Raw genomic sequence first — 20,545 nt, forward strand, 5'->3', positions numbered from 1 at the left:
CCACCTTCGGACTATGCGCCGCTCTGCTTGCGATGAGCGCGATCGACATCGACACCCATCTGCTCCCCGACTCCATGACGCTGCCACTTTTGTGGGCCGGTCTCATCGTCAACTTCAATGGTATGTTCGCGAGTCTCCACGATGCCGTGCTGGGCGCGATCTTCGGCTATCTGGTGCTGTGGGCCGTGCATTGGCTGTTCCGACTGGTGCGTGGCGTCGAAGGTATGGGTTATGGTGACTTCAAACTGCTGGCTGCGCTTGGCGCCTGGCTTGGCTGGGAGGCATTACCGCAGATCGTGCTGATCGCGGCTGTCGCCGGCGCGGTGGTCGGTCTCGCGGCGACGTGGCGCGGCCGCATGCGCTTTGAAGAGCCACTGCCGTTCGGGCCGTTTCTCGCAGCGGGCGGGGCTGTTACGCTATTTCTCGGCACACCGCTTTATCTGGCGTTGGGAGGCTGAAGCATGTTTGTTGTGGGATTGACTGGTGGCATCGGCAGCGGCAAATCGACCGTGGCCGACCTGTTCGCCGCGCACGGCGTGCCGCTTGTCGACACGGACTTGATCGCGCACCACATTACGGCGCCGCATGGCATTGCGATGCCACAGATCGCTGCGGAGTTCGGCGACTCGTTCGTTGCGGCAGATGGTTCGCTAGACCGCGCCCGCATGCGCACGCTGGTGTTCAGCGACGACGGCGCGCGCAAACGCCTTGAAAGCATCACGCATCCGTTGATTCGTGCGGAGACCGAGCGCGAACAGCGTGAAGCGCAAGGGCCGTACGTGATCGTGGTGGTACCGCTGCTCGTGGAGTCGGGAAGTTGGAAGACTCGCGTGAATCGTGTGCTGACGGTCGATTGCAGCGTCGAGACGCAAATCTCACGCGTGATGAATCGCAACGGGTTCAGTCGTGAACAGGTGCTCGCAATCATCGGCCGCCAGGCGACACGCGACGCACGCCTCGCCGCGGCCGACGACGTCATCGACAACGACAATGCGCCGCTTGATGCGCTCAAGGCGCACGTCGATGCGCAGCATCGCGTCTATCTGTCTTTAGCGGGCGCATGAGAACACACGGAACGCGGTTTGCTGAGCGGCATCTTCGCCGATGAGCGTTCGATGAGTCCGCCGGACCCGACACGTGAACGTCATGTAAGCACCACGTAAGTACCGCACGAGCGGCACATGCAGTCAGCGCACCACGTCTCGCGCCCATCCGTTGAACTTTGCCGCGGCACGCGAGCCGAAGCATGCAGAAAACCGCCCGAAACACGTGAAAAAAGTTGCGGAAGCGCGCTGAAAAAGTGTGTGATTGCTAGGGTAGTCTCACGGCATTAGAATGTTCTGCATTCCCGTCACCGACCACGCCCGAGGCGAGCCCGCTTGATCCTTTACGAGTATCCCTTCAACGAGCGAATCCGGACGCTATTGCGCCTCGAAGATCTGTTCGAGCGTTTCACGTTCTTCCTGACCCAGGAAGACGCCAGGGAACATCACGTCGCACTGACAACGTTGTTCGAAATCTCAGACGTTGCCGGTCGCGCGGATCTTAAGTCCGATCTGATGAAGGAACTCGAACGCCAACGGCAAACACTGGCGCCGTTCCGGGGCAATCCGGGCATCGAGCAGAACGCGCTGGAGGCGGTGCTGGGAGAAATCGAGCAGACCCTGTCAGGGCTTTCACAGATGCAGGGCAAGACCGGCCAGCATCTGGCGGACAATGAGTGGCTTGCCAGCATCCGCAGCCGCGCGATCATCCCGGGCGGCACCTGCAAGTTCGATTTGCCTTCGTACTATGCGTGGCAGCAGATTCATCCCGATCAGCGCCGGCAGGACATCGCCAAATGGGTCACACCGCTACTGCCGTTGCGCGATGCGGCAACAATCGTGCTGCGCCTCGCGCGCGAATCCGGTCAGGCGTCCAAGGTCATGGCGATGCAGGGCAGCTATCAGCAGATGCTGTCAGGCCGTTCATACCAGTTGATGCAGGTACGGGTGACACCTGAATTGCGCGTGATTCCAGAGGCCAGCGCTAACAAATACATGCTCTGGGTGCGGTTCACGGTGCAGGACGGCGACTTGCGTCCGCGTGCGGTGGATGTCGACGTGCCGTTCCAGCTCACGCTTTGCAGCCTGTAAGCCAGCCTTTATCGGCTGCCTCGTAGAGCCGAATCGCGGGGCCGCGCCTTTAAAGCGGCGAAAAATGCCCCTATATTCATTACTTGTTCCGTTTCCGATCGACTGCCTGACCGTATGCCTACCGTCGTCAAATGCCCCACTTGCGGAAAAGATGTCCGCTGGACCCCTGAAAACCGCTTCCGCCCGTTCTGCTCAGACCGCTGCAAGCAGACCGACCTCGGCGCCTGGGCCGCTGAGAAGTACAAGATTGGCGGCACGGATGAAGAAGCGCCGGCGGATGAGTCGTCTGGTGGGGATTACAACCCGCACTGAGCGGCTGTGCACTGTGCAAGGCTGCAAAGGCACGTAGAGGCGTGCTGCGGTCGCGCGAGGCGACGCTGCTCACGCCGCGCCGCCTGCAACCGTGTACCGTTTTTCTAGTTTTTCTCAGCCGCGAGCCATTCCAGCACGGGAATCGTCGCCGGCAATAGCGGTGAGACGTCAGCCGGCAGCATCTGCCAGACAAATGCCTGGCCTTCGCGGCCGTGCGGCTCGCCGGTCCACTCCGTCACCTTGCAGAAGAACAGCCGCACGTAAGCGTGCGGATAATCGTGTTCGAGCGTGTGCCAAAGATGGCTCGCCCTGACGTCGATACCCAGTTCTTCGTGCAGCTCGCGAGCTAATGCGGCCTCGACCGACTCACCCGCCTCCAGCTTGCCGCCCGGAAACTCCCAGTACCCCTCGTACGGCTTGCCTGCCGGGCGCTGCGCCAACAGATAACGTCCGTCCGGCTGAATCAGCACGCCAACAGCGACTTCAGTCACCGGGCGGCCGGCCGCGTTCTTCTGCGCGTCACTCATACCGGGGTCTTCCGGCCAGACCAGTCGCGAGCGAATTGCCATGCGACACGCCCGGAGCGCGAGCCGCGCTCCAGCGCCCACACCAGCGCATCGCCGCGCGCCGCCTCGACTTCCGCGTCGTCGCAGCCGAAATGGCGTAGCCAGTGGCCGATGATCGACAGGTAGTCGTCCTGCTTGAACGGATAGAAGCTGACCCACAGCCCAAAACGCTCGGACAGTGAAATCTTTTCTTCAACCAGTTCACCCGGATGAATCTCGCCGTCGGACGTGTGCTTGTACGTCTCGTTGTCGCTCATGTACTCCGGCAACAGATGGCGGCGGTTGGACGTGGCGTAGATCAGCACGTTGTCCGACTGCGCAGCGATCGAGCCGTCCAGCGCAACCTTCAGCGCTTTGTAGCCCGACTCGCCGTCTTCGAACGACAGGTCGTCGCAGAACACCACGAAGCGCTCCGGCCGCTGCGCGATCAGATCGACGATGTCGCCGAGATCGTGCAAATCGTCTTTATCCACTTCGATCAGGCGCAGGCCGTCTTTCGCATAGGCGTTCAGGCAAGCCTTGATCAGTGACGACTTGCCGGTGCCGCGCGCGCCCGTCAGCAGCACGTTATTGGCCGGCTGCTTGTGCACGAATTGACGGGTGTTCTGTTCGATCAGACCTTTCTGGCGATCGATGTTTTGCAGGTCGTCGAGCGTGATCGACGAGATGGCCGGAACCGGCTGCAGATAGCCGCGCCCCTGGCGCTTGCGCCAGCGAAAAGCAACCGCTGCCGACCAGTCGATCTGCGGTGCAGCGGGCGGAAGCATTGCTTCGAGGCGGACGAGCACGGCTTCGGCCCGGGTCAGAAACTGTTCGAGTTTGTCCATGGCTGTGAGGTAAGCGGCCAGACGCCGCGTAAAAACCCTAATGAGGAACCTGGTTACGAACGATAGTCGGCGTTGATGCTCACGTAGTCGTGCGACAGATCGCAAGTCCAGATCGTGGCTTGCGCGTTGCCGCGGCCGAGTACGACGCGAATGCCGATCTCGCTCTTTTTCATGACGCGCTGGCCGTCTTCCTCACGGTAGGCCGGATTGCGGCCGCCGGCAGTGGCGACCAGCACGTCGTCCAGATACAGATCGATCTTGCCGACGTCGAGATCGTCCACGCCGGCATAGCCGATGGCCGCGAGAATGCGGCCGAGATTCGGGTCCGATGCGTAGAAGGCCGTCTTCACGAGCGGCGAATGGCCGATCGCGTACGCGATCTGGCGGCATTCACCGACGCTCGAGCCGCCTTCGACATGCACGGTCATGAATTTGGTCGCGCCTTCGCCGTCGCGCACGATCAATTGTGCGAGGATCTGGGCGACTTCGGTCACCGCGTCGCGCAACGCTGCATAAGCGGGCGAATCGGTAGACGTGATCGCAGGCAGGCTCGATTTGCCCGAGGCAATCAGGATGAAAGAATCGTTGGTCGACGTATCGCTGTCGATCGTGATGCAGTTGAACGAGCGATCCGCGACGTGCTTGACCAGTGCGTCGAGCACCGGTTGCGCGACGGCAGCGTCGAACGCGAGGAAGCCGAGCATGGTCGCCATGTTCGGCTTGATCATGCCGGCGCCCTTGCTGATGCCGGTGAGCGTGACGGTGTGGCCGTCGATTGTGACCTGGCGCGAGGTGGCTTTCGGCAGCGTGTCCGTGGTCATGATCGCCTGGGCGGCGTCGTACCAGTTGGCTTCCTGGCGGTTCGCCAGCGCGGCCGGCAGACCTGCCTTCAAACGATCGACCGGCAGCGGTTCCAGAATCACGCCCGTCGAAAACGGCAGTACCTGTTCCGGGGTGATGTCCGCGAGACGCGCGAGTTCGGCGCAGGTTTCGCGCGCAGCCACGAGGCCCGGTTCGCCCGTGCCCGCGTTCGCATTACCGGTGTTGATCACCAGCGCGCGAATCGGCTTGCCGCCGGCCCGCACGCGCTCCAGATTCTCGCGGCACACCGTGACAGGCGCGGCGCAGAAACGGTTCTGGGTAAACACACCGCCTACCGTTGCGCCTTCGCCGACGGAAATGACCAGCACATCCTTGCGGTTCGGCTTGCGGATATTCGCCTCCGCCCAGCCCAGCGTCACGCCGGCGATAGGATGGAGTCGAGCTGGATCGATCGAGGGGAAATTGACAGCCATGGTCGCGACCTGTCGAAGAAAATGCCGGCAGGCGCCGGCATCGGGGAATCGAAAACTGATGGCTCGGGCGTGTTGCCGAACCACCGCGAAATCACCAGCAAAGCACCGTGTAAAACGAAGCGGCGCGCTTAAAGCTCGCCGCTTTCGGCATTACGCGATCTTGCCGTGGCACTGCTTGTACTTCTTGCCGCTGCCACACGGGCACGGGTCGTTGCGGCCGACCTTCGGCACGCTGTCCGCGCTCAGGTCCGACGCGAGGGCTTGCGAGGAGCCGTGGCTCATCGCGTCGCCGATCATTGCGGCGGTAGCCGCTTCCGCTGCGGCAGGCGCTGCTGCTGCCGCTTCGGCGAATTCAGCATGACGGAACTCGACGTTCTCGAGGTGGCTGCCTTGCTCTTCATACTGCTCGGCAGCCTGTTCCAACTGTTCCGGCGACTGGATCTGCACGTTCATCACCACACGGGTGACTTCGAGCTTCACGGCGTCGAGCATCGCAGCGAAAAGTTCGAACGCCTCACGCTTGTATTCCTGCTTCGGATTCTTTTGCGCATAACCGCGCAGATGGATACCCTGGCGCAAGTGATCAAGCGCGGCCAGATGTTCGCGCCAGCTACGGTCCAGCGTTTGCAGCATGATCGAGCGTTCGAACGCGCTGAACGATTCGCGGCCGACCTGTTCGACCTTCGATTCGTACGCTTCGTCCGCCGCGGCTTCGACAGCTTCGAGAATCTCGTCCACGCTGATCGAGTTCGACTCGTTGATCATTTCCTGGATCGCGAGGTCGAGCTGCCATTCGTTGCGCAGCACTTCTTCCAGCTCGGGCACGTCCCACTGCTCTTCGATGCTGCCGGCCGGCACAAACTGGTGAACGATATCGGCGATCACGCCATGACGCATGGCGCCGATGGTTTCGGTGATGTCGTTCGCTTCGAGCAATTCATTGCGCTGCTGATAGATCACCTTGCGCTGATCGTTCGACACATCGTCGTATTCAAGCAATTGCTTGCGAACGTCGAAGTTGCGCGCTTCAACCTTGCGCTGCGCCGATTCGATCGAACGCGACACGATGCCTGCCTCGATCGCCTCGCCTTCCGGCATCTTCAGGCGGTCCATGATCGCGCGCACGCGATCACCCGCAAAAATGCGCAGCAGCGGATCTTCCAGCGACAGATAGAAGCGTGACGAACCCGGGTCGCCCTGACGGCCGGCACGGCCGCGCAACTGATTGTCGATCCGGCGCGATTCGTGACGTTCAGTGCCGATGATGTGCAGACCGCCCGCGGCCTTCACCTGATCGTGCAGTGCCTGCCATTCGTCGTGCAGTTTCTGGATACGGCGTTGCTTCTCCTCGTCAGACAGCGTTTCATCCTGTTCGAGGAAGGACGCCTGCTTTTCGGCATTGCCGCCGAGCACGATGTCGGTACCGCGACCGGCCATGTTCGTGGCGATCGTGACACGCTTCGGACGGCCTGCTTCGGCGACGATCTCCGCTTCACGCGCGTGCTGCTTGGCGTTCAGCACTTCGTGCGGCAACCCGGCCTGCTTCAGCAGATGCGACAGCAGTTCCGAGTTTTCGATCGACGTCGTGCCGACCAGCACCGGCTGACCACGCTCGTAGCAATCGCGGATGTCGCGGATCACCGCGTCGTAGCGTTCCTTGGCGGTCTTGTAGATCTGATCCTGCTTGTCGGTCCGCTTCGGCGGACGGTTGGTCGGGATCACGACCGTTTCGAGACCGTAGATCTCGTTGAATTCGTACGCTTCAGTATCGGCCGTGCCGGTCATGCCGGACAGCTTCGCGTACATACGGAAATAGTTCTGGAACGTGATCGACGCGAGCGTCTGATTCTCGCTCTGGATCTTGACGTGTTCCTTCGCCTCAACGGCCTGGTGCAAGCCGTCCGACCAGCGGCGGCCCGACATCAGACGGCCGGTGAATTCGTCGACGATCACGACTTCGCCGTTCTGCACGACGTAGTGCTGATCTTTGAAGAACAGCGTGTGCGCGCGCAGTGCGGCGTACACGTGGTGCATCAGCGTGATGTTCTGCGGCGCGTACAGGCTTTCGCCCTCGCCGATCAGGCCCCATTCGGCGAGCAGGCGTTCGGCCTTTTCGTGGCCCGATTCCGTCAGGAAGACCTGGCGGCCTTTCTCGTCCAGCGTGTAGTCGCCAGGCTTTTCGACGCCGGTGCCGTCTGCTTTCTCTTCGCCGATCTGGCGTTCGAGCAGCGGCGGCAGCGCATTCATGCGCACGTAGAGTTCGGTGTGATCTTCGGCCTGCCCGGAGATGATCAGCGGCGTACGGGCTTCGTCGATCAGGATCGAGTCGACCTCGTCGACCACCGCGAAATTCAGGGCTCGCTGCACGCGCGCGTCGGTCTCGTAGACCATGTTGTCACGCAGGTAGTCGAAGCCGAATTCGTTGTTGGTGCCGTAGGTAATGTCAGCGGCGTACGCTTCCTGCTTCGCGCCATGATCCATCTGCGACAGGTTGATGCCGACTGACAGACCGAGGAAGTTGTACAGACGCGCCATCCATTCGGCATCGCGCTGTGCAAGGTAGTCGTTGACCGTGACGACGTGTACGCCGCGGCCGGACAGCGCATTCAGGTAGACCGGCAACGTGGCGACGAGCGTCTTGCCTTCACCAGTACGCATTTCGCCGATCTTGCCGTAGTGCAGGACCATGCCGCCGATCAGCTGCACGTCGAAGTGACGCATTTTCAGCACCCGCTTGCTGGCCTCGCGGCACACCGCGAAGGCTTCCGGCAGGAGCTTGTCGAGCGACTCGCCACTCGCGACACGCTGGCGGAATTCACCCGTTTTGGCGCGCAGTTGATCGTCCGTCAATTGCTCGATCTGCGGCTCGAGCGCATTGATCGCCGTGACGGTCTTTTGATATTGCTTGACTAGCCGCTGGTTGCGGCTGCCAAAAATCTTCTGTAGAAAACCGGTGGTCATCGGATCGGTGTCTGCGTCGCGGCTTCGGCTGGTTCGCGGCGTGCGGTTCATGCACGTGCGCTCCGGGGTCGGAAGGGCCTCGGCGGCTTAGTCCAAGAGTGAATTCGAATCGGGCATTTTAGCACGCGCCCCCGCCCGCGCCTGTGTCAGAGGCGCGACGGCGGCAAGGCACAGAAAGCCCGCCGCAGCGACCTCCAACGGTACGCATTGAGGCGGGTCCGCGTGCATCCCGCGCGGTACAATCGCGGCGTGAACGCACATAGGGTGCGAACACGCCGCTACGACTAAACATGAGCCGTTTTCCGTCCTTTTCAAGGCCGCCGCCCAAGCAGTTCAAAGCGCGCCGCCCGCAGCCCGTCGCCGAAGTGCTGAATCGCACCGACGCGTTCGTGGCCCTGCGCGCGGGCGTCGAACAGATTGCGGCGCTGGAAAAGGATCTGCGCGAGCTGCTGCCGGATTATCTGGCCACGAGCGTGGAGCCGAGCTTCATCAAGGAAGGCGTGCTGGCCCTGTTTGCCGCGCACAACGCACTGGCGGCGCGCCTGCGCCAGATCGAGCCGCGATTGCTGTCGGACCTGCAGCAGCGCGGGTGGCCGGTCAATGCGCTGCGGATTCGCGTGCGGCCACAGCCCCTGAAGGAGCCGCCGCCGGTCAAGCAGGCACGCATGACGCCGGTTGGCGCGGACGCGCTGCAAGCGCTCTCCGAATCGCTCGCGCCCTCGCCGCTGCAGGAAGCGTTAGCGAAAATGGCAGCGCGGCATCGGCGAAATCGCTGAACAAAAAATAAGCGGCCCAGATGGGCCGCTTATTTTTCATCCATTCGCTTCGGAAATTTCATCCGAGGCGCTAATCAGATTATGCAAACGCCGTCTGCGTTTCGTACGCGAAGCCGCGCGGCGCCTTCTGCGTGTCCTCGAACGAGACGATTTCGTACGAATCCTCGTGCGCCAGCAGCTCGCGCAGCAGCGCGTTGTTCAGACCGTGGCCCGACTTGTACGCCGTGTACGAAGCCAGCAACGGATGGCCGATCACGTACAGATCGCCGATCGCGTCGAGCATCTTGTGCTTCACGAATTCGTCATCGTAACGAAGGCCGTCGTTGTTCAGAATGCGGTATTCGTCCAGCACGATGGCGTTATCCATGCTGCCGCCGCGCGCCAAACCGAGTTCGCGCATCATTTCTACTTCATGCGCAAAACCGAACGTACGCGCACGAGCGATTTCCCGCACATACGACGTATGGGCAAAATCCACTTCCAGCGCCTGGCCGGTTTTATCCACAGCCGGATGACGAAAATCAATGGTGAATTTGAGCTTGAAACCGAAATACGGATCGAGACGCGCGAATTTATCGCCGTCGCGAATTTCCACAGGCTTGGTGACCTTGATGAATTTCTTCGGCGCGTTCTGTTCTTCAATACCGGCTGACTGAATCAGAAACACGAACGAACCCGCACTGCCGTCCATGATCGGAATTTCTTCAGCGGTAACGTCGATATAAAGATTATCGATACCGAGGCCTGCGCATGCGGACATCAAATGCTCGATGGTCGACACGCGCGCGCCGTCTTTTTGCAGCACGGAAGCCAGACGCGTATCGCCAATCGCCAACGCCGACGCAGGAATGTCCACCGGCGTGGCCAAATCCACGCGTGAAAACACAATGCCCGTGTCCGGCGCCGCCGGGCGGAGCGTCAAGTCGACTTTGCGGCCGGAGTGCAGGCCGATGCCGACTGTCTTGACGATTGATTTGATAGTGCGCTGCTTCAACATGGTGATCTTCTATTCGATTGAAAATCCCAATCGGGACTTTTTATTCCATAGCGCGAAGTATACTCCAATACCCTAAGGAGCGTCTTTGCGCGGAACGTATCAATCTGTTTCGCGGCATTACCCAATGGGCGCCCGTCAGGGAAAGCGTGACGGGCCGATGTCCGGAATGGAGGCGTTTCCGGTCATCGGCCCGCGTAACGGCCTGTCACAAAAGCGTCTTTATGCGCCGTTGCCCTGATACAACGCGGTAACCGCGCAGGCTCGGGCGAAGGGGGCTAACGCAATCGTAACTAGCTCAACGTAGCGAGAATACTCCCTGCATCGCTCACTTCGAATTTGCCGGCAGCCTCGACGTTCAACGTCTTGACCACGCCGTCGTCGACAACCATCGCGTAGCGCTGGGAACGGATTCCCATGCCGCGCGCCGACAAATCCTGCTCAAGACCGAGCGCCCGCGTGAAAGCCGCACTGCCGTCCGCCATCATGCGCACCTTGCCCGAGGCGTGCTGATCGCGTCCCCACGCGCCCATTACGAACGCGTCGTTGACGGACACGCACCAGATCTCGTCGACGCCAAGAGCGCGCAACTGCTCGGCGTGCTCGACGTAACCCGGTACATGTTTGGCCGAACAGGTCGGCGTGAACGCGCCCGGCAACCCGAAGATCACCACGCGCTTGCCCGCCGTCTGCTCGTGCACGTTGAAGCTGTTAGGCCCCAGCGTGCAGCCCGCTCGCGCGTCTTCGACGAATTCGAAGAGCATCGCGTCGGGTAGCTTTTCACCTGTCTGAATCATGCTCAGTCCTTTGCATCGATGCGAAGCACGCTCGCACGTTGTCGTGTCGCAGTGAATTCAGCGTCTGCCTAACTACAGGCTCCGCCATCCGGCGACAGTCGCCCCATCCGCTTCGCGAATCCGAAGAGGGCACCTGTCCTTGCCGCGAATCAGACGATACGCGGCTTGTTCGCCGTTCACCCGCCACGCTCGTGCATTCGTCCGCCAGCGCTCTCAAAAACAACGCGGCAACGAAAGCCTGCTCGTGCGCTCAGTCCGCCTGCTTGCGCAGGAACGCCGGAATGTCGTACGTATCGACGCCCTTTTCCTGCAGCGCCTGCACGTGCGAAGCTGCCGTATCGCGCGACGTGCGCCACACAGCCGGCGTGTCCAGCGCGCCGTAATCGGCCGTGCTTGCATGCGACGACGACGGCGTGTAGGCCGCATGCGTGCCGATCGGCTGGTTGTCCGTGCCGGTGCGCAGCAGCGTCATCGGTGCCGATTGCTGCTTCTTCGCCGCACGGCCCAGACCCGTTGCCACGACCGTCACGCGCAGTGCGTCGCCCATTGCATCGTCGTACACCGCGCCGAAGATCACGGTTGCGTCTTCTGCAGCATAGCTCTTGATGGTGTTCATCACTTCGCGCGTTTCCGACAGACGCAGCGAACGGCTCGACGTGATGTTGACCAGCACGCCACGCGCGCCCGACAGATCCACCCCTTCCAGCAGCGGGCTGGCCACAGCCTGCTCAGCAGCCAGACGTGCGCGATCGACGCCGGCAACCGTCGCCGTGCCCATCATCGCCTTGCCCTGCTCGCCCATCACCGTCTTCACGTCTTCAAAGTCGACGTTCACCAGACCATCAACATTGATTATTTCCGCGATACCGGCAACTGCGTTGTTCAGAACGTCGTCTGCGCACTGGAAGCACTTGTCCATCTCGGCATCATCGCCCATCACCTCGAACAGCTTGTCGTTCAGAACGACGATCAGCGAGTCGACGTGATCCTCCAGTTGCTGCGAACCGGCTTCTGCTACACGCATGCGCTTGCCGCCTTCGAATTCGAACGGCTTGCTGACCACGCCAACAGTCAAGATACCCATTTCCTTGGCGATCTGCGCGACCACGGGAGCTGCACCCGTACCCGTGCCACCGCCCATGCCGGCGGTGATGAACACCATGTGCGCGCCGCGCAGTGCGTCGGCGATGCGCTCACGTGCTTCTTCTGCTGCTGCGCGGCCCATTTCCGGCTTGGCGCCGGCGCCCAGACCCGTGTTGCCGAGCTGGATCACCGCGGAAGCGCGCGAACGCGACAGAGCCTGCGCGTCCGTATTCATCACGATGAAGTCGACGCCTTGCACGCCTTTGTTGATCATGTGCTGAACGGCATTGCCGCCAGCGCCACCTACTCCGATCACCTTGATGATGGTGCCGTTCGTTTCGGTTTCCAGCATCTGGAATTCCATGTTGCCTCCGTCAAGATAAAAAATTGCAGCCACTTCGGCCGTTATTCGGCAGGAGATCGGGCAACCCCCTGTCGCGCGCCAGCCGCCGGCACCAGCGCGTGTTTACGTAAAACCGTTCAAAACCAGAATTCGTCAGAAGTTGCCGAGGAACCAGTCTTTCATTCGCGTGAAGACCTGACCCATCGACCCCGACTGCACTGCGACCTTGCGGCCGCGCATCCGTTGCGAGCGCCCTTCGACGAGCAGACCCATCGCCGTCGAATAGCGCGGGTTACGCACTACGTCGGCGAGACCGCCCGCGTATTCCGGCACACCAATGCGCACCGGCTTCAGGAAAATGTCCTCGCCGAGTTCGACCATGCCGAGCATCATCGACGCGCCGCCGGTCAGCACCACGCCGGAGCTCAGCAGCTCCTCGTAACCCGACTCGCGCACCACCTGCTGCACGAGTGAAAACAGTTCTTCGACACGCGGCTCGACCACCGCCGCCAGCGCCTGGCGCGACAGCGTGCGCGGACCACGCTCGCCGAGACCCGGCACCTCGATCATTTCGTCCGGATCGGCCAGGGCCTGCTTCGCAATGCCGTAGTCGACCTTGATGTCTTCCGCGTCCGGCGTCGGTGTGCGCAACGCCATCGCGATGTCGCTCGTGATCTGGTCGCCGGCGATCGGAATCACCGCCGTGTGACGAATCGCGCCTTCGCTGAAAATCGCGATATCAGTCGTGCCGCCGCCGATATCGACCAGAACCACGCCGAGTTCTTTTTCATCTTCCGTCAGCACCGCCAGCGACGAAGCGAGCGGCTGCAGGATCAGATCGTTGACCTCGAGCCCGCAACGGCGCACGCACTTGACGATGTTCTGCGCCGCGCTCACCGCGCCGGTGACGATATGCACCTTCACTTCGAGGCGAATACCGCTCATGCCGATCGGCTCGCGCACGTCTTCCTGGCCGTCGATGATGAATTCCTGCGTCAGGATGTGCAGCACTTGCTGATCGGTCGGGATGTTGATCGCCTTCGCCGTCTCGATCACGCGCGCCACATCCGTCTGCGTGACTTCCTTCTCCTTGATCGCCACCATGCCGCTCGAATTGAAGCTGCGGATATGGCTGCCGGCGATCCCGGTAAACACGTTCGTAATCTTGCAGTCGGCCATCAGCTCGGCTTCTTCAAGCGCACGCTGAATGGACTGCACGGTGGCTTCGATGTTCACCACCACGCCTTTCTTGAGCCCCTTCGATTCGCTCTGGCCGAGGCCGATCACCTCGTAGTGACCCTCGCCCTTCAACTCGGCGACGATAGCCACTACCTTCGACGTCCCAATGTCGAGGGCGACCAGCAGATCTTTATAGTCTTTACTCATAGCGTGCTCATTGCGTGTGATGTCCGTTTACTTCTTGCCCTTGTCGGGTTCGCTGATGAAGCGCATGCCAGCGGCACGAATCGCGAAACCGTTCGGATAGCGCAAGTCCGCATACTCAATATCCTTTCCCCAACGTTGCGTCACCGCGTTCCACGCCGCGGTCAGCCGCTTGCTGCGATCCAGCAGCGTGTCCTGATTGCGTTCGCGCCCAAGTTCCACCTGCATTCCGTTCGACAGCTTCACCGTCCACGCGTACCGCGGCGACAGCGTGACTTCATCCGGTGTCGCGCCTAGCGGCGCAAACCACTTCTTGAAGTCGCTATACCGCGCGACGACTTCTTTTGCCGTACCGTCCGGGCCGTCGAACGCGGGCAGCTCCTCTTCGAGCTCACCCTGGTTCGCGGTGAACAGGTCGCCGTCCACGCTCACCAGTTGATCGCTGCCCCACGTTCCAAGCGGTTTGTACTCCTCGAGCGTGACAGCCAGCGCATTCGGCCAGACCCGCCGCACGCTCGCGTGACGCACCCACGGCATCTGCTCGAACGCCTGCCGCGCGACATCGAGATCCACCGTAAAAAAGTTGCCCTTCAACCGCCCTACTACGCCGGCGCGCACCGTCGGCGAATTGATGTGCTCCGTGTCGCCGTCGATCTGGATTTCGCGCAGCGCGAAATTCGGACGCTGGATCAGCCAGTAACCGCCTGCCGCCAGCAGCACGAGCACCAGCAACGCATGCAATACGTTGGCGGCGAGATTGAGCTGGCGAACGTTGTTCCACATGGTGTTGCTTTCGGGTTGCCCCGCTTAGTCCTTGGTTAGTCCTTGAGTGTCAGCGCCAACACGCTGACAACCAGTTCCTGATAGCTAATGCCCACCGCACGCGCCGCTTTCGGCGGCAGCGAGTGATCGGTCATTCCAGGCGCCGTGTTCACTTCCAGGAAGTACGGATTGCCATCCGCATCCAGCATGAAATCGGCGCGGCCCCAATCGGTGCAGCCGAGTACGTCGAACGAACGGCGCGCCAGCACTTTCAGACGGGCCTCTTCGTCGGCCGCCAGACCGCACGGAATCAGGTACTGCGTGTCGTTGGCGATGTACTTCGCGTGGTAGTCGTAAAACTCGCCGGCCGGCACGATGCGGATCACCGGCAGATCGAGATCGCCGGCGATACACGCGGTGTACTCGCCGCCGCCTTCAATGCTCTTTTCGACCACGACGATCCTGTCGTACTTGACCGCTTCGAGCAGCGCTGCCGGCAACGCGTCGGCGCTTTTCACCTTGATCACCGCGACGCTCGAGCCTTCGCTCGCGGGCTTCACAAACAACGGCAAGCCAAGTTTCGCGACGATGTCTTTCGCGCGTGCTTCATAGTCGTCGCCACGCAGCACGGCCTCGAACTGCGGCGTCGGAATGCCGAGTTGCTGCCACACGAGCTTGGTGCGGAATTTGTCCAGACCGAGCGCCGAGCCGAGCACGCCGCTGCCGTTGTACTTGATGCCGTAAAAGTCGAGTGCGCCCTGAATCTGGCCGTTCTCGCCATAGCCGCCATGCAGGGCAATGAACGCGCGGTCGAAACCTTCTGCCTTCAGCTCGGCGAGCGGACGCTCGCACGGGTCGAACGAATGGGCGTCGATACCGGCGTCGCGCAGCGCTTGCAGCACCAGGCGGCCGGACGTGAGCGACACTTCGCGCTCGGCAGACACACCACCGAGTAGGACTGCCACCTTGCCGAATCGTTTAGGATCGATGCTGCTCATCTCACACCTTCGTTTCTTGCGCCAGGCGACCCGGCACACCGCCGATCGAACCCGCGCCCATCGTGATCACCACATCGCCGTCGCGCACCACTGCTGAGAGCGCGTCCGGCACTTCATCCACCGTATCGACAAACACCGGTTCGACCTTGCCCGCCACGCGCAGCGCACGTGCCAGGGCGCGGCCGTCCGCGGCGACGATCGGCGCTTCACCGGCCGAATAGACTTCGGTCAGCACAAGGGCGTCGACGGTCGACAACACCTTCACAAAATCTTCGAAGCAATCGCGCGTGCGCGTGAAGCGGTGCGGCTGGAATGCCAGCACCAGACGCCGCCCCGGAAACGCACCGCGCGCCGCCGCCACCGTAGCCGCCATTTCAACCGGGTGATGACCGTAGTCGTCGACCAGCGTGTACGCACCGGCAGGTTTGCCTTCCGACACGACCGGCACTTCGCCGTAACGCTGGAAGCGTCGCCCCACGCCGTTGAAATCCGCGAGTGCTCGCTGGATATCGGCATCTTTCACTTCAAGTTCAGTCGCAATTGCAATTGCGGCCAAAGCGTTCTGCACGTTGTGCTCGCCCGGCAGGTTCAGGACGATGTCGATCGGGGCCGCGTCTTCGCGCATCGCCGTGAAATGCATCTTGCCGTTGCGTGCTTCTACGTTGACGGCACGCACTTGCGCGTCCGGCGCAAAACCGTAGCGGATGATCGGCTTCGACACGAACGGCAGGATCTCTTTCACGTTCGGATCATCGACGCACAGCACCGCGATCCCATAGAACGGCAGACGGTGCGTGAATTCGATGAACGCCTGCTTGAGCCGCGCGAAGTCGTGGCCGTACGTGTCCATGTGATCGGCGTCGATGTTCGTGATGACCTCGATCACCGGGAACAGATTCAGGAACGACGCATCCGACTCATCCGCTTCGGCGACGATAAAGTCGCCCGTACCCAGGCGCGCATTCGCGCCCGCGCTGATCAGGCGGCCGCCAATCACAAACGTCGGATCCAGCCCGCCCGCCGCCAGCACGCTCGCCACCAGCGACGTGGTTGTGGTCTTGCCGTGCGTGCCGGCAATCGCAATGCCCTGCTTCAGGCGCATCAGTTCCGCGAGCATCACCGCGCGCGGCACGATCGGAATGCGGCGATGACGCGCGGCCAGCACTTCCGGGTTGTCGCTACGCACCGCTGTGGAAACGACCACGGCGTTCGCACCTTCGATGTTCTCTGCCGCGTGACCGATCGCGATCCGCGCGCCGAGTGCGGCGAGGCGATCGGTAATGGCGTTGCTCGTGAGATCCGAGCCGCTCACCTGATAGCCGAGGTTGACCAGCACCTCCGCGATGCCGCTCATGCCGACACCGCCGATGCCGACAAAGTGAATATGTTTGACGATGTGTTTCATTGCTTTCCTTCTGGGCTCGCGCCCGAAATCGAACCCGCCACAGTCGCGCAAATCTTTGCGACCTGTTCCGTGGCGTCGGGTTTCGCGAGCGAGCGCGAACGCTCCGCCATTTCCGCGAGGGTCTCTCGCGTCTGGCTGCGCAACCAGTCGGCGAGCTTTTCCGCCGACAGATCGCGTTGCTGCACGACCAGCGCCGCGCCGTTATCGGCGAGGAACGCTGCATTAGTGGTTTGGTGATCGTCTACTGCAAATGGGAACGGTACAAAAAACGCCGCCACTCCTACTGCTGAAATCTCCGACACGGTCATCGCGCCCGAACGGCAGATCACCAGATCCGCGTTCGCGTACGCGCTCGTCATGTCGTCGATGAAGGGTACGAGTTCTACATCGGCACCGGCTTGCAGTCCCGCTGCCGCGTAGTTCTCACGCAGCGCTTCAATATGCTTCGCGCCCGCCTGATGCACGATGCGCGGACGTTCATTCGGCGCCAGCAGCGCAACCGCACGCGGCACCACTTCATTCAATGCCGCCGCGCCCAGACTGCCGCCCACCACCAGCACATTCAGTGGACCACTGCGCTGCGCGTAGCGTGCTTTGGGTGCAATTGCGCGCGCAAGTTCCGCGCGAATCGGGTTTCCGGTCCATTCGCCGTGCGGCAGCGCATTCGGGAATGCCACCAGCACGCGTTTGGCGACTTTCGCAAGCACCTTGTTGGCGAGACCCGCGATCGAATTCTGTTCATGCAACACCAGTGGACGGCCGCTCAACGCAGTCATCAACCCCGCTGGGAACGTGATGTAACCACCCATGCCAAGCACGACGTCCGGCTTCACGCGACGCAACACGCTCAGACTTTGCGAACAGGCGCGCAGCAGATTCAGCGGCAACATCAGTTTGGTCTTCAGGCCTTTGCCGCGCAGTCCGCCAAAGCGCACGTATTCCATCGGGATGCCGTGTTTCGGCACCAGCGTCGCTTCCATGCCCGCAGGGTTGCCAAGCCATACGACCTTCCAGCCCCACGCCTGCATCAGGTGCGCGACCGCGAGCCCCGGGAACACATGTCCCCCGGTGCCACCGGCCATCACCATCAGCGTGCGTTGCGGGAGAGCCGTCATACCTTCCCTCCTCGCATCAACACCCGGTTCTCGTAGTCCACGCGCATCAATACGGCCACCGCGACGCAGTTCAGCAAGATGCCCGAACCGCCGTAGCTGACGAGCGGCAACGTGAGGCCCTTGGTCGGCAGCAAGCCAAGGTTCACGCCCATATTGATAAAGGTCTGCGCCCCGAACCAGATGCCGATGCCCTTCGCCACCAGCCCCGCGAACGTGCGGTCGAGCGCGAGTGCCTGGCGGCCAATCTCAAACGAGCGGCGCACGATCCAGTAGAACATCAGGATCACCACAAGCACGCCGACAAAACCGAGTTCCTCGCCGATCACCGCGAGGATGAAGTCGGTATGCGCTTCCGGCAGATAATTGAGCTTCTCGACACTGCCGCCCAAGCCCACGCCAAACCACTCGCCGCGCCCGAAAGCGATCAGCGAGTGCGTCAATTGATAGGCCTTGCCCTGCGCGTAACGGTCGTCCCATGGATCGAGGTAAGCGAAGATCCGCTCACGACGCCACGGTGACGCCCACACCAGCAAGCTGAACGTGCCGACCGCGGTGGCCACCAGGCCGCCGAACAGCTTGCCGTTCACGCCGCCGAGAAACAGCACGCCCATCGCGATCGCGGCGATCACCATGAACGCGCCCATGTCTGGCTCGAGCAGCAGCAACGCGCCGACGAGACCCACTGCAACCGCCATCGGCAGAAAGCCCTTGGCGAAGCTCTGCATGTACTCCTGTTTGCGCACCGTGTAATTGGCCGCGTAAATCGTCACGGCCAGCTTCATGATTTCCGACGGCTGCATGTTCGTGATGCCGAGCGGAATCCAGCGACGCGCGCCGTTCACGCCCTTACCGACGTGCGGGATCAGCACGATCACCAGTGCGAGCAGCGAAAGCAGGAAGAGCTTTGGCGCGTACTTGTCCCACGTCGAGATCGGGATGCGGAACGACACGACGCCGATCACCGAGCCCATCACCACGAAAATAAGCTGGCGCACCAGAAATGCGTAATCGCGGTATGACGCGTACTTCGGCGAATCGGGCATCGCGATCGACGCCGAATACACCATCACGACGCCAAGACCTAGCAGCGCCACGACCACCCACAGCAGCGAGTGATCGTAGTCGAGCATCCGCGAGCGCAGCGGACGCACGCCGTTCACGGCGCTCGCGAGCCCACTGCCGCCGGTACGGCTGGAGGTGCGGCCCGCGCTACCTGTATCGCCATTGCCGGCACGGGAGCCGGCAAGGCGCGAACCGAAGCGTTCCGACCAGCTCATATCATCGTCCCCCGTTCGGCCGCGATGTCTTCCACCGTGCTGCGAAACACCGCCGCGCGATGTGCGTAACCCTTGAACATGTCGAAGCTCGCGCAAGCCGGCGACAGCAGCACGACGTCCCCGGGTTGCGCCAATGCGGTGGCGGCCCGCGTCGCTTCTTCGAGCGTCGCGTGGTCGGTCATCGCGATGCCGGTGTCTTCCAGCGCGGCGCGAATCTGCGGTGCGTCGCGGCCGATCAGCATCACGGCGCGGCACCAGCGCATCACGGGCGTGGCGAGCGGTTCGAAATCCTGACCCTTGCCGTCACCGCCGACGATCAGCACCGCGCGTTGCGCGAGACCGTCGAGCGCGGCAACCGTTGCACCGACGTTGGTGCCCTTGCTGTCGTCGACGTAATCGATACCTTCGATCGACGCGATCAATTCCACGCGATGCGGCTCGCCGTGGTATTCACGCAAACCGTGCAGGAGTGGCGCGCCAGGCAGACCGATCGCACGCGCCAATGCATACGCGGCCAATGCGTTTGCAGCGTTGTGCAGGCCACGAATCCGCAGCGCGTCCGCCGGCATCAGACGTTTTAGCGCGATGTTCTTCGGTGCCGTCACTTCGTTCTTGCGGCGGCGCGTCGGCGCAGGCTCGTCGCTCGCGTCGCGATCGTGTGCCTCCACTAGCCAGACCATGCCGTTGTCGCGCAGCAAACCGTAGTCGCCATCATTCTTCGGCTCCGTCACGCCGAACGTGATCATCGCCGCTTCACCGCCCTCGGAAGGAGCAAGCGCCATCACGCGCGAATCGTCGCGGTTCAGTACGCGCACGGTCTGTGTACCGAAGATACGGCCCTTCGCCGCGGCGTACGCATCGAGGCCGCCGTGCCAGTCCAGGTGATCCTGGGTGATGTTCAGAACGACCGCTGCGTCCGGCGTAAACGTATGGGCGGTTTCCAGCTGGAAGCTCGACAGCTCCAGTACCCACACGTCGGGCAACGCGGTGTTGTCGATCGCTTCGCTGAGCTTGTCCAGCGCAGCCGGGCTGATATTGCCCGCCACCGCGACCTTCTTGCCGGCGCGTTCGCACAGCAAGCCGGTCAGGCTCGTCGTCGTGGTCTTGCCGTTGGTGCCGGTGATCGCGATCACCTTCGGCACATAGCCGCTTTCGCCAAGCGTCTTCAACGCTTGCGCGAAGAATTCGAGTTCGCCCCACACGGGGATATCCTGCTCACGCGCCGCCGAGATCAACGGCAGCAAGTCGGCGGCGAGCGGCGACAAACCCGGGCTGATCGCCACGAGCTCGACACCGTCGAGCAGCACCGGCGAAAACGGGCCGCCGATGAACTCGGCATCGACACCGTGCGCTTCCATAGCGGACAGGTTCGGCGGCACCTCGCGCGTATCGGCCACACGCAGCCGACAGCCGTGCCGCGCGCACCAGCGCGCCATCGCGAGACCGGATTCACCGAGTCCCAGCACGAGCACCATCGGCTTTTGCCGATCCCGAAACTTCTCGCCAAACATCGCCT

Annotated in this window: 19 protein-coding genes; 5 read left to right on the plus strand and 14 right to left on the minus strand. The window is 62.1% G+C overall.

All coding sequences use genetic code 11. The features are described from left to right. From VFE81_RS21580 to VFE81_RS21595, 4 genes are all read left to right on the plus strand, one after another. On the plus strand, positions 1-458 hold a 458-nt coding region (locus tag VFE81_RS21580; RefSeq protein ID WP_325046543.1), incomplete at its 5' end, for an A24 family peptidase. Positions 459-461: 3 nt separating this feature from the next. Continuing rightward, positions 462-1,064 carry a dephospho-CoA kinase gene (gene coaE, locus VFE81_RS21585; RefSeq protein ID WP_325046544.1) on the plus strand — a complete coding sequence of 201 codons (603 nt, stop codon included), beginning with the start codon at positions 462-464 and terminating at the stop codon, positions 1,062-1,064. Positions 1,065-1,379: 315 nt separating this feature from the next. Beyond that, positions 1,380-2,135, plus strand: a complete 756-nt coding sequence (gene zapD / locus VFE81_RS21590; protein WP_325046545.1) for a cell division protein ZapD — start codon at positions 1,380-1,382, stop codon at positions 2,133-2,135. 114 nt (positions 2,136-2,249) lie between these two features. Next, a complete protein-coding gene (locus tag VFE81_RS21595) occupies positions 2,250-2,447 on the plus strand; it encodes a DNA gyrase inhibitor YacG (RefSeq protein ID WP_325046546.1) in 198 nt (65 codons plus the stop codon). 104 nt (positions 2,448-2,551) lie between these two features. Here VFE81_RS21595 and VFE81_RS21600 read toward each other — a convergent pair whose 3' ends face one another. The 4 genes from VFE81_RS21600 to secA all read right to left on the minus strand — a co-directional run bounded on the left by VFE81_RS21600 (position 2,552) and on the right by secA (position 8,096). Continuing rightward, complete coding sequence (locus tag VFE81_RS21600) at positions 2,552-2,974, minus strand: NUDIX domain-containing protein (protein WP_325046547.1); 423 nt, start codon at positions 2,972-2,974, stop codon at positions 2,552-2,554. Next, on the minus strand, positions 2,971-3,840 hold the full coding sequence (locus VFE81_RS21605) for an ATP-binding protein (protein WP_325046548.1): 870 nt from the start codon (positions 3,838-3,840) through the stop codon (positions 2,971-2,973). The genes VFE81_RS21600 and VFE81_RS21605 overlap by 4 nt, the downstream gene beginning before the upstream one ends. Before the next feature lie 53 nt (positions 3,841-3,893). Further along, a complete protein-coding gene (gene argJ / locus VFE81_RS21610) occupies positions 3,894-5,135 on the minus strand; it encodes a bifunctional glutamate N-acetyltransferase/amino-acid acetyltransferase ArgJ (RefSeq protein ID WP_325046549.1) in 1,242 nt (413 codons plus the stop codon). 150 nt (positions 5,136-5,285) lie between these two features. Beyond that, the gene (gene secA / locus VFE81_RS21615; protein ID WP_325046570.1) at positions 5,286-8,096 is read right to left on the minus strand and encodes a preprotein translocase subunit SecA; all 2,811 of its coding nucleotides are present in this window, start codon (positions 8,094-8,096) and stop codon (positions 5,286-5,288) included. A gap of 290 nt (positions 8,097-8,386) precedes the next feature. Here secA and VFE81_RS21620 point away from each other — a divergent pair, with 290 nt between their 5' ends. Continuing rightward, positions 8,387-8,872 (plus strand): DciA family protein, encoded by a 486-nt coding sequence (locus VFE81_RS21620; RefSeq protein ID WP_325046550.1) that lies wholly within the window; start codon positions 8,387-8,389, stop codon positions 8,870-8,872. A 79-nt stretch (positions 8,873-8,951) separates the two neighbouring features. Here the strand turns inward: VFE81_RS21620 and lpxC are convergent, their stop codons facing one another. From lpxC to murD, 10 genes are all read right to left on the minus strand, one after another. Then, complete coding sequence (gene lpxC, locus VFE81_RS21625) at positions 8,952-9,869, minus strand: UDP-3-O-acyl-N-acetylglucosamine deacetylase (RefSeq protein ID WP_325046551.1); 918 nt, start codon at positions 9,867-9,869, stop codon at positions 8,952-8,954. 290 nt (positions 9,870-10,159) lie between these two features. Next, positions 10,160-10,663 carry a peroxiredoxin gene (locus VFE81_RS21630; RefSeq protein WP_325046552.1) on the minus strand — a complete coding sequence of 168 codons (504 nt, stop codon included), beginning with the start codon at positions 10,661-10,663 and terminating at the stop codon, positions 10,160-10,162. A 250-nt stretch (positions 10,664-10,913) separates the two neighbouring features. Further along, entirely contained in the window at positions 10,914-12,110 is a 1,197-nt protein-coding gene (ftsZ, locus tag VFE81_RS21635; protein WP_325046553.1) for a cell division protein FtsZ, read from the minus strand. A 132-nt stretch (positions 12,111-12,242) separates the two neighbouring features. Next, positions 12,243-13,475 carry a cell division protein FtsA gene (ftsA, locus tag VFE81_RS21640; RefSeq protein WP_007180311.1) on the minus strand — a complete coding sequence of 411 codons (1,233 nt, stop codon included), beginning with the start codon at positions 13,473-13,475 and terminating at the stop codon, positions 12,243-12,245. Positions 13,476-13,502: 27 nt separating this feature from the next. Further along, entirely contained in the window at positions 13,503-14,255 is a 753-nt protein-coding gene (locus VFE81_RS21645) for a cell division protein FtsQ/DivIB (protein ID WP_325046554.1), read from the minus strand. Positions 14,256-14,290: 35 nt separating this feature from the next. Beyond that, entirely contained in the window at positions 14,291-15,232 is a 942-nt protein-coding gene (locus VFE81_RS21650; RefSeq protein ID WP_325046555.1) for a D-alanine--D-alanine ligase, read from the minus strand. Between the two features lies 1 nt (position 15,233). Then, on the minus strand, positions 15,234-16,637 hold the full coding sequence (murC, locus tag VFE81_RS21655; protein ID WP_325046556.1) for a UDP-N-acetylmuramate--L-alanine ligase: 1,404 nt from the start codon (positions 16,635-16,637) through the stop codon (positions 15,234-15,236). Then, a complete protein-coding gene (gene murG / locus VFE81_RS21660; RefSeq protein WP_325046557.1) occupies positions 16,634-17,752 on the minus strand; it encodes an undecaprenyldiphospho-muramoylpentapeptide beta-N-acetylglucosaminyltransferase in 1,119 nt (372 codons plus the stop codon). The genes murC and murG overlap by 4 nt, the downstream gene beginning before the upstream one ends. After that, entirely contained in the window at positions 17,749-19,029 is a 1,281-nt protein-coding gene (gene ftsW, locus VFE81_RS21665; RefSeq protein ID WP_325046558.1) for a putative lipid II flippase FtsW, read from the minus strand. Before ftsW ends, murG begins: the two co-directional genes overlap by 4 nt. After that, entirely contained in the window at positions 19,026-20,540 is a 1,515-nt protein-coding gene (gene murD, locus VFE81_RS21670; protein ID WP_325046559.1) for a UDP-N-acetylmuramoyl-L-alanine--D-glutamate ligase, read from the minus strand. Before murD ends, ftsW begins: the two co-directional genes overlap by 4 nt. Between the last annotated feature and the right edge of the window lie 5 nt (positions 20,541-20,545).

The sequence above is a fragment of the Paraburkholderia sp. genome (assembly GCF_035656215.1).
Classification (GTDB): Bacteria; Pseudomonadota; Gammaproteobacteria; order Burkholderiales; family Burkholderiaceae; genus Paraburkholderia.